This window comes from Exiguobacterium sp. B2(2022) (assembly GCF_028823655.1).
GTDB lineage: Bacteria > Bacillota > Bacilli > Exiguobacteriales > Exiguobacteriaceae > Exiguobacterium > Exiguobacterium aestuarii_A.
Window position 1 is genome coordinate 1 of record NZ_JAPEHX010000086.1, and the last position, 8,465, is coordinate 8,465.

The following is an 8,465-nucleotide window of genomic DNA, read 5'->3' on the forward strand; positions in this document are numbered from 1 at the left end:
CACTAGGGCTTCGCCCTGAACGTTTAGAAGTGGGAGGATTCTCGCCTAATTTTGATAAAATGCGTTATAGTGAGAGGACAAAGCCAAACAAAGGACGTGTACACATGCGCATCAATAAATTTATCAGTGAATCAGGCAAGGCGTCCCGCCGCCAAGCCGACCGTCTCGTCGAAGAGGGACGCGTCACCATCAACGGAAAAAAAGCAAAAATCGGCGATCAAGTCAAACCGGGGGATGAAGTCCTCGTCAACGGTTCGGTCGCACGTGTCGCACGAAACAACGTGTATATCGCCGTTCATAAGCCGGTCGGAATCACGAGTACGACAGAGAAGAAAGTAAAAGGAAACTTGGTCGACATGGTCAACCACCCGCTCCGCATCTTCAACATCGGTCGTCTCGATAAAGACTCGGAAGGTCTCATCCTCATGACGAACGATGGCGATATCGTCAACGAAATCCTTCGCGCAGAAGGCGAGCACGAGAAAGAATACATCGTCTCGGTCGATAAGCCAATCACACCGGAGTTCGTCGAACAGATGGAAGCCGGCGTCAAAATCCTCGGACAGAAGACGCTACCGTGTAAAGTACGTCCGCTCTCGAAGTTCGACTTCAACATCACCCTCACGCAAGGACTCAACCGCCAAATCCGTCGGATGTGTGAGGCGCTCGGCTACGAAGTGTTCCGTCTTCAACGTGTGCGTGTCATGAACATCACGCTCGGGAAACTCCCGCCTGGACAATGGCGCGACCTTTCGAAAAAAGAGCGCGAGCAGTTGTTCCGTGAATTGAATTACGAACCGAAAGAATGGTACTAAAACAAGCCTAGACGCGCGTCTAGGCTTGTTTTTTTATTCTGGTCGAAGTGATGCGACATGGTCGGTCTCACGGCGAATGAAACGTTTGAGTTGAGCGCTCAAGTCGTCGAGCTGGCCCATTGTCGTTCTGAACTTGAAGGTGGCATGGAAGTGGTCGAACGGATCGTGTTGCCACTCGTCATGAATGAAGACGTCAACTTGAATCGTGCCTGTCCGATCAATCAATGTGAACGTGAGGCTGATTTTTTGGTCATCCGCATCCAAGTCCAAATCTGAGTCCCACAACTCCCAAATCACGGGATTCTTCCCCCATATGTTATTGAATCCATCGATTGAGTCAATCAGTTCTTGCAACGTCTCGTCCTGTATATATACATCTTGATTGCTCGAACAGACGGATGCATGGAGCTGAAGCCTAACCTGATAGAACAGCTCAGTCTCATCCATCCAAATCCGTTCCATCTCGAATTGAGTTTTCACTCTCCTCACCCGCCTTTTCGTTTTAATTAGACCACTTATTCTGGGCGAAGCGATTCGACCGAATCGGTTTCGCGTCCTAAGAATGCCGACAGTTGTCGCTGCAAATCATCCATCTGTCCCATTGTCGTCTCGAACGAGAACGTCGCCTTCATATCTCCGCCATCACCTTTATTTTGCTCGATTGTGGCGCTGACTTGAACAACCCCTCTTGCATTCGCAAGCGCGAACGTCAAGGAGAGACGGACGAGTGGAAGGTTGAGTATCCACATCTCCGGAGACTTCCCATTCCGTTCATTGAACGCTCGTAACGAAGAGATGAAGGCGTTGATATCGGATGCTGTGACATACTCGTTCACGGTAACCTCGCACCACTTTCCTTTTAGTGTCATCATCACTTCGATCGCGAAATCGTCTTCCCATATTCGAATCATTTTGAACTGTTCTACCATCCTCATCCCCACGCTTTCGTTTCGACTATATCATGTCAATTTGATGAATCATTTAAATTTTTTACTCAAAACGGGAATATGAATGGTACAGATGATTTTCAAACGAAAAGAGGTGATTCGTCATGAATGGTGCAATCTTTCCACACACCTCGGTCGGCAAGTGGTCTATAATCCTGATTGCCTTGTTTCTTGCCATGTATGTGCCATTTCTCCTGCTCAATCAATTTGATACAATCTTCCACTCGACGCTTTGGAGCGACAATACTGCAAACATGCTTCGACTCAGCTATATGACCACATTCTCCGTCCTCGGGCTCGGAGCGTTTGTGACAGGATGGTGGGCTATTCTGAAGCAGAAAGAGTATGCTGTGCTCGTTTTTTTTGCCGCTGTGCTCAGCTCAGGTCTAGTCATGCTACTCGTGATGGAGTTAGTCGGAATCTTAGAGTAATCAAAAACTAGGGCCTCCATAGAGACCCTAGTTTTATTTCGCCGTCACGCCACCGTCTACCGGAAGTTCGATCCCGCTAATATGATTCGCTTCGTCTGACGCGAGGAATAGGACGGCTGCTGCGACCTCATCCGCTTGTCCGAGATTCGGCAAAGCGATTTGATTCAAGAAGTGTTGCTTATAGTCTGGATGTTCCATGTGTGGCGCACTCATCGGCGTTACGATATAGCCTGGATGCACCGAGTTGACGCGAATGTTTTGCTTCCCGTAATCGACGGCCGCTGCTTTCGTGAGAGAACGGACCGCACCTTTTGAGGCCGTGTATGCCCCGGCACCTGCCATACCTGTCAGCGCTGAGATAGAAGAGATGTTGACGATTGATCCTCCACCATTTTCCGTCATGAGCGGAATCGCATACTGCGTCCCTAGCATGACCCCGTCGATGTTGATGCGATAGGTTCGTGCCCAGTCCTCTTCCGTCTGTTCCAAGAACGGTTTCGCGAGTGCGATTCCGGCATTGTTGATGAGAATATCCAATTTGCCACACGTCGCTTCGACTTCTGCAAACACGTCTTCCCAACTTGAACGTGAGGTCACGTCATGCTTCACCGCGATGGCTTCCCCACCTTGTGCACGAATCGACTCGACTACGCTTTGTACCCCTTGTTCATTGATATCGGTGGCGACGACCGTTGCCCCTTCTTTGGCGAATAGACGTGCCGTCGACTCTCCCATACCACTTCCTGCCCCTGTGATGACCGCTACTTTCCCCTGTAAACGCATTGTCCCAGCTCCATTCATCAAATTATGATAGTCTAACTATCATAATAATAATTCGATGTGACATTAATCTCAACGAAATTGCTCGAAGACGATATACTTATGACAGACAATGAGGTGATGGAATTGAGTAAACGACAACAAAACAGAGAAGAACGAATCCAGCTGATTATCCAAGAGGCCGAACGCTTATTTTTAGAGAATGGCTTTGAGAAAGTTCAAATGCAGGACATTGCGGATGCGGCAGGGATTGGGGTAGCGACACTGTTTCGCTATTTTCCGAAGAAAGACCAATTGATCGTCGCAGCGGCCGTCAAAAATCTAGTTTCGCTATTTTCCGAAGAAAGACCAATTGATCGTCGCAGCGGCCGTCAAAAATCTACAGCCGACACTCGAGCGATTTGAACAGTTTGTGAATGAGGAAGGCAACGCCTATGAACGGCTCGAAATCATCTTGAACCACTTTTTCGAGATGCAGTTGGAGCGGACGGACCACGCCCGTTTTCGTGAGGCGTTCGAGAGCTATGCATCGTTCGTCGCCACACCCCTTCCTGGCATCGAGACATACATTGACGTACAACGACGAATCATGCAGATGCTTGAACCGTTGATTGAAGACGGAAAGCGTGATGGCTCGTTCCGACCAGATATCGATGTGAAAGTGACAGTCGTTACAATCATCAATGCATTCGGGACGTTCGGTAACAACATCATGTTGAAGTCGCATATCAGTTATTTAGAGAACGATATCGAACCGGCTGTGCAAATCAACGCATTAAAAGAGATGTTGCTCGCATCCATTCGGGCATAAGAAACCCCCTTCCTCGCGAAGGGGTTTATTCGTGTAGTTCTAACGGTAGTCCATCCGGGTCGAAGAAGAAAGTCATCTTCTCTCCTGTAAAATCATCGCGACGAATCGGTTCTGTCGCAATTCCATGTCCATTCAATTCGGCAACGACGGACTCGATGTCGTGGACTTTAAACGCCAAGTGTCGAAGACCGCGCGCCTCTGGGAAATTTGGACGCTCGGGACTATTCGGTTTGATGAACAGCTCGAGCTCATATGTACCAAGACGTAAGTCGATTTTGTGATCCTGTTTCTCCGGGCGGTGGTGTTCTCGAATCACTTCGAATCCGAGTGCCTCAACATAAAACTGCTTGGCTTTATCGTAATCCGACGCAATGATTGCGACGTGGTGAATCGTATGTAAGTTCATCATCCTACCCCCGTATACAAAAAATGAGCACCTCTCACTAGAGGTGCTCTCGAAAGTCTACCGCGACGGACCACGCTCCACAACGTGCTCCTCAAGGGAATGTCCGCCGTCTTACATAGACCAGCTCATCGCATGTACTCAACTATATGCGAAACCTACGTCCCCGTCAATCTTTTCTTCAAACCCGGTTGACATCTTCCTAATTTTTAGGATAATCAATAGTGTTAGCACTCTTTATACGAGAGTGCCAAAATACAGACAAAAAAGGGAGAACGATCATGACAAAGAAACAGTTTCAAACGGAATCGAAACGAATTTTAGAGTTGATGGTCCACTCAATTTATACACATAAGGACATCTTCTTGCGCGAGCTCATCTCGAACGCAAGTGACGCGATCGATAAGATGTATTATCGCGCCCTCTCCGACGAGAGCATCGAGTTCAACAAAGACGATTACTTCGTCAAAATCGAACTCGATAAAGAGGCACGGACGATTACGATTCGCGACACGGGAATCGGGATGACAGAAGGAGAACTTGAAACGAATCTCGGAATTATTGCAAAGAGCGGTTCACTCGCCATGAAACAGGCAACGAAGATGGAAGAAGATCATAGCCTCATTGGTCAATTCGGGGTCGGATTCTATTCCGCGTTCATGGTCGCTGACCGTGTGACGGTACGGACTCGCTCGATTGACAGTGATCAAGGATACGTATGGGAGTCAGAAGGCACAGACGGCTATTCAATCGAACCGACAGACAAGGCGGACATCGGTACAGAAATCACGCTCCACTTAAAAGCAGACACTGAAGATGACGCGTATTCGTCATTCCTTGAAGAGTATGAAATTCGTTCGCTCATCAAGAAACATTCGGACTTCATCCGTTATCCAATCAAACTTGATGTGACGAAACATCGTCAAAAAGAGGACTCAGAAGAGTATGAGGACTACAAGGAAGAAGAGACCGTCAACAGCATGGTGCCGATTTGGCGGAAGCGTAAGAGTGAACTCAAAGATGAGGATTATAAGGCGTTCTATCACGAGAAGCGCTACGGTTTTGATGAGCCGCTCAAGCACCTTCACTTGAACGTCGACGGGACGATTCGTTATCAATCAATCCTCTACATCCCGTCAACGGTTCCGTTCGACTATTACACGAAAGAATTTGAGAAAGGGCTTGAGCTCTACTCGAACGGCGTCTTGATCATGGAGAAGTCACCAGACCTCTTGCCGGACTATTTCGGGTTCGTTAAAGGGATGGTCGACTCTGAAGACCTCTCACTCAACATTTCCCGTGAAATGTTGCAGCAAGACCGCCAGCTTCGCGTGATTGCGAAGAACGTGAAGTCCAAAATCAAAGGGATGCTCGAGAAGATGCTCCAAAACGAGCGTGAGGACTACGAGAAGTTCTATGAGTCGTTCGGTCGTCAATTGAAGTTCGGCGTGTATGACCAGTTCGGCGCAGCCAAAGACGAATTGAAAGACTTGATTCTCTTCCATTCTTCTCACGAGAAGAAACTCGTCTCGCTCAAAGAGTACGTCGAGCGGATGAAAGAAGATCAGAAGTATATCTACTATGCGACTGGCGAATCGATTCATCGCATCGACCTCTTACCACAAGCAGAGCGCTTGAAAGAGGAAGGATATGAAATCCTCTACTTCACAGAAGAAATCGACGAGTTCGCAATCAAGATGCTGCAGTCTTATGACGACAAAGAGTTCAAGTCGATTGCGAGCGGCGACCTCGGTCTCGATGACACGGAAGCGAAGTCGCTCAACGAAGACAACCAAGACTTGTTTGTTTTCATGAAAGAAGAGCTCGGGGACCGCGTCAAAGAAGTTCGTGCCTCGACACGCCTTAAGTCACATCCAGTCTGTCTGACGGTCGCGGGTGACGTCTCGATTGAGATGGAGAAGATTTTGAACGCGATGCCAAATGGCGGTGGCATGAAAGCGGAGAAAGTGCTCGAAGTGAATGCTGAGCATGCCATCTTCCAGACACTCCAACGTGTGTATAAGGAAGATGAAGCGAAAGCGAAACAATATACAGACCTCTTGTATCAACAAGCCCTCCTCATTGAAGGATTACCGATTGAAGATCCGGTAGCATATTCGAATGCGGTGTGTGCGTTGATGGCGGAGTAACTCTAAATAGCAAATGCCCTCATCTGAATGAAAATATCATTCGGAATGAGGGCATTTTAATTATTTAAAGTTATTATATGTTCCTAAAAGCTGCATCTGTTTCACTTCATGCAACAAGCTCTTTTCGTCTTCTTGCTCATGAATCTCCGCAATTCGATGGCCCATCCGCTCAATCAACCCAACGACGAGAGCATTCCCCATCGTGAAGTATCGCTTGCGGTCTGTCATAGTCGCGGTCCATCCGTATGGGAAGCCATTCAACCCTTCACATTCTTCCGGACGCAAATAGCGCAATTTTTTCGTATGCGGGTCTTCGATGACATGGCTTGAACGGTTGCACGTCCCTTCGCTTGTCAACATCGTTCTACCTGGAAGGTCTAACGAATCCGGATAGGACATGCCTCCTTCAGCATAGACATAGACGTGACCGCTCGCAGAAGTACGTTCGATTTTTTTCGGCCCTTTCATATAAGCCAATTCCTCTTTTTCCGTACGCCCAGATTTTTTAACTTTTTCCGTATCTAGATAGTAATGTTCTGGGGCAGGACCAAACTGTTCATACACCTCTTGGACAATCTCTCCGAGCGTCTTAGGCGTTTCTCGAACCGGGAGCGTCTCAAGCGTCGTCACTTGATTACCCGTCATCACACCTGCATTTCGATAAGTTGCGGAAAACGTGTCCGAGATTTCAACGATGTCTTCCGGCAACTCGAACGTCGAACCTGGATGCTTCTCGCTTGTCATCTCCATGACCGGGAAAGTCGGTGCAAAGAACCCGTCTTTCAACAACCACTGCTCAGGATTTGCCTTCCCCGCTCGGGTTGAATGCTTCAAATCTGCTCGAGTCGCAAAGATGAAGATACGACGGCGGCGTTGAGCAAAACCGTAATCGGCAGCATTGATGACTCGCCACTCGACCGTATATCCCTGATCGGCAAACGCACGAAGCATGACACTGAAGTCACGCCCTCTTTGTTTCGCAGGTGACTTCATTAGGCGATCGACATTCTCGAGTAAGACGTAAGGCGGCTTTTCCTGTTCGATGATGTTCATGATTTCCCAGAACAAGACACCCTTCTTCCCTTGAATCCCTTGCTCATTCTTCAAGCTACGTGACACGCTGTAGTCTTGGCACGGGAAGCCACCCACAAGCAAATGGTGTGGTCCTGCTTCCATCCACGACAGCGCGATATCCTCATTCACGTGTTGACCACGTCCTTTAAAACGTTCAGCATAGCAATCAAAGGCCGGTTGTACCTTCGTCGCCGGCTCCCACTGATTGCCCCAAACCACATCGAATTTGTCGGATGTAGGCTCGGCATTCACATCTTCAATTCCTTCAAGCGCGATGCGGAAACCTCCTACACCGGCAAATAACTCAACTACTTTAATCAATGGGAACACCCTTTCGTATTTTCTATCTTTAATTTACTTCATTTACACATTTCTCTCAATGAAAACAGTTTATCACCTATATCAAAAAGGATCAAGCCTATCCTATTTTATCTTTTCTACAAAATATAATCATAATCTATAGTAATATGTTAATAATAACCATTATTGGAGGTCTATATATTGTTGAAATTTGATTCAATCGATTCACTTTTAAGTAAAACGAGTGAAATTGTTGGTAAAACTTTTGGTGAAATCGACACAGAAAATTATTTTGAACGACTTTCGAATGACAAGGGAATCCTCGGAAAAATAGTTGAAACAGGATTTTATGGATATCCTAACAACAACAAAGCCGAAGCGGACTTTGACAATTTAGGGGTTGAACTAAAAGTCTCCGGGTTCACAGTGACTAAGAAGGGGCTATGGTCTGCCAAAGAACGGATATCACTCTCTCAAATCAATTTTTCAAAAATCGTTGAGCAAGAGTTTCAATATAGTTCTTTAATTTCAAAAAACCGAAAAATTTTATTTATTTGGTATGAATTTGTCAAAGGAGGCGACCCTAGAGATTTTGTTATTCGTGACTATCAATTGTATGATATGACGGCCATCGAACCAGTAATCGAAAGAGATTACTTGGTGATTCAAGACTTTGTAAAGAAAGGGCTCGCACACGAACTATCTGAGGGAAACAGCGTCGTTTTAGGAGCCGCCACCAAAGGCGCGTCTGGGC

General features: G+C 47.1%; 11 protein-coding genes. 6 read left to right on the top strand and 5 right to left on the bottom strand.

What is annotated here, in order from left to right:
• Window positions 1-104 precede the first annotated feature (104 nt).
• Window positions 105-815 (top strand): 23S rRNA pseudouridine(2604) synthase RluF, encoded by a 711-nt coding sequence (gene rluF / locus ON063_RS13720; protein ID WP_015880301.1) that lies wholly within the window; start codon window positions 105-107, stop codon window positions 813-815.
• A gap of 33 nt (window positions 816-848) precedes the next feature.
• Here the strand turns inward: rluF and ON063_RS13725 are convergent, their stop codons facing one another.
• Together ON063_RS13725 and ON063_RS13730 are read right to left on the bottom strand one after the other, a co-directional pair.
• The gene (locus ON063_RS13725) at window positions 849-1,295 is read right to left on the bottom strand and encodes a hypothetical protein (protein ID WP_274665500.1); all 447 of its coding nucleotides are present in this window, start codon (window positions 1,293-1,295) and stop codon (window positions 849-851) included.
• 35 nt (window positions 1,296-1,330) lie between these two features.
• Window positions 1,331-1,744, bottom strand: a complete 414-nt coding sequence (locus tag ON063_RS13730) for a hypothetical protein (protein ID WP_274665501.1) — start codon at window positions 1,742-1,744, stop codon at window positions 1,331-1,333.
• 122 nt (window positions 1,745-1,866) lie between these two features.
• Between ON063_RS13730 and ON063_RS13735 the strand changes: the two genes are divergently transcribed.
• Entirely contained in the window at window positions 1,867-2,193 is a 327-nt protein-coding gene (locus tag ON063_RS13735) for a hypothetical protein (RefSeq protein ID WP_224863094.1), read from the top strand.
• Window positions 2,194-2,226: 33 nt separating this feature from the next.
• On the opposite strand, the gene ON063_RS13740 is transcribed toward ON063_RS13735, so the two are convergent.
• Complete coding sequence (locus ON063_RS13740; RefSeq protein WP_031424198.1) at window positions 2,227-2,976, bottom strand: SDR family NAD(P)-dependent oxidoreductase; 750 nt, start codon at window positions 2,974-2,976, stop codon at window positions 2,227-2,229.
• Between the two features lie 123 nt (window positions 2,977-3,099).
• On the opposite strand from ON063_RS13740, the gene ON063_RS13745 reads away from it, so the two are divergent.
• On the top strand, window positions 3,100-3,378 hold the full coding sequence (locus tag ON063_RS13745) for a helix-turn-helix domain-containing protein (protein WP_274665502.1): 279 nt from the start codon (window positions 3,100-3,102) through the stop codon (window positions 3,376-3,378).
• Window positions 3,326-3,784: a TetR/AcrR family transcriptional regulator gene (locus ON063_RS13750; protein WP_274665503.1), complete on the top strand. Its 459-nt coding sequence runs from the start codon at window positions 3,326-3,328 to the stop codon at window positions 3,782-3,784. Before ON063_RS13745 ends, ON063_RS13750 begins: the two co-directional genes overlap by 53 nt.
• A gap of 25 nt (window positions 3,785-3,809) precedes the next feature.
• Here ON063_RS13750 and gloA2 read toward each other — a convergent pair whose 3' ends face one another.
• Window positions 3,810-4,190, bottom strand: a complete 381-nt coding sequence (gene gloA2, locus ON063_RS13755; RefSeq protein ID WP_274665504.1) for an SMU1112c/YaeR family gloxylase I-like metalloprotein — start codon at window positions 4,188-4,190, stop codon at window positions 3,810-3,812.
• Window positions 4,191-4,468: 278 nt separating this feature from the next.
• Between gloA2 and htpG the strand changes: the two genes are divergently transcribed.
• Window positions 4,469-6,337: a molecular chaperone HtpG gene (htpG, locus tag ON063_RS13760; RefSeq protein WP_274665505.1), complete on the top strand. Its 1,869-nt coding sequence runs from the start codon at window positions 4,469-4,471 to the stop codon at window positions 6,335-6,337.
• Between the two features lie 60 nt (window positions 6,338-6,397).
• Here htpG and dcm read toward each other — a convergent pair whose 3' ends face one another.
• Complete coding sequence (dcm, locus tag ON063_RS13765; RefSeq protein ID WP_274665506.1) at window positions 6,398-7,732, bottom strand: DNA (cytosine-5-)-methyltransferase; 1,335 nt, start codon at window positions 7,730-7,732, stop codon at window positions 6,398-6,400.
• A 180-nt stretch (window positions 7,733-7,912) separates the two neighbouring features.
• Here dcm and ON063_RS13770 point away from each other — a divergent pair.
• On the top strand, window positions 7,913-8,465 hold a 553-nt coding region (locus ON063_RS13770; protein WP_274665507.1), incomplete at its 3' end, for a MutH/Sau3AI family endonuclease.

Bases quoted from the DNA above. Each gene is read 5' to 3' on its own strand.
- rluF (WP_015880301.1), top strand. From the start codon at position 105: ATGCGCATCAATAAATTTATCAGTGAATCAGGCAAGGCGTCCCGCCGC.
- ON063_RS13730 (WP_274665501.1), bottom strand. From the start codon at position 1,744: ATGGTAGAACAGTTCAAAATGATTCGAATATGGGAAGACGATTTCGCG.
- ON063_RS13735 (WP_224863094.1), top strand. From the start codon at position 1,867: ATGAATGGTGCAATCTTTCCACACACCTCGGTCGGCAAGTGGTCTATA.
- ON063_RS13740 (WP_031424198.1), bottom strand. From the start codon at position 2,976: ATGCGTTTACAGGGGAAAGTAGCGGTCATCACAGGGGCAGGAAGTGGT.
- gloA2 (WP_274665504.1), bottom strand. From the start codon at position 4,190: ATGAACTTACATACGATTCACCACGTCGCAATCATTGCGTCGGATTAC.
- htpG (WP_274665505.1), top strand. From the start codon at position 4,469: ATGACAAAGAAACAGTTTCAAACGGAATCGAAACGAATTTTAGAGTTG.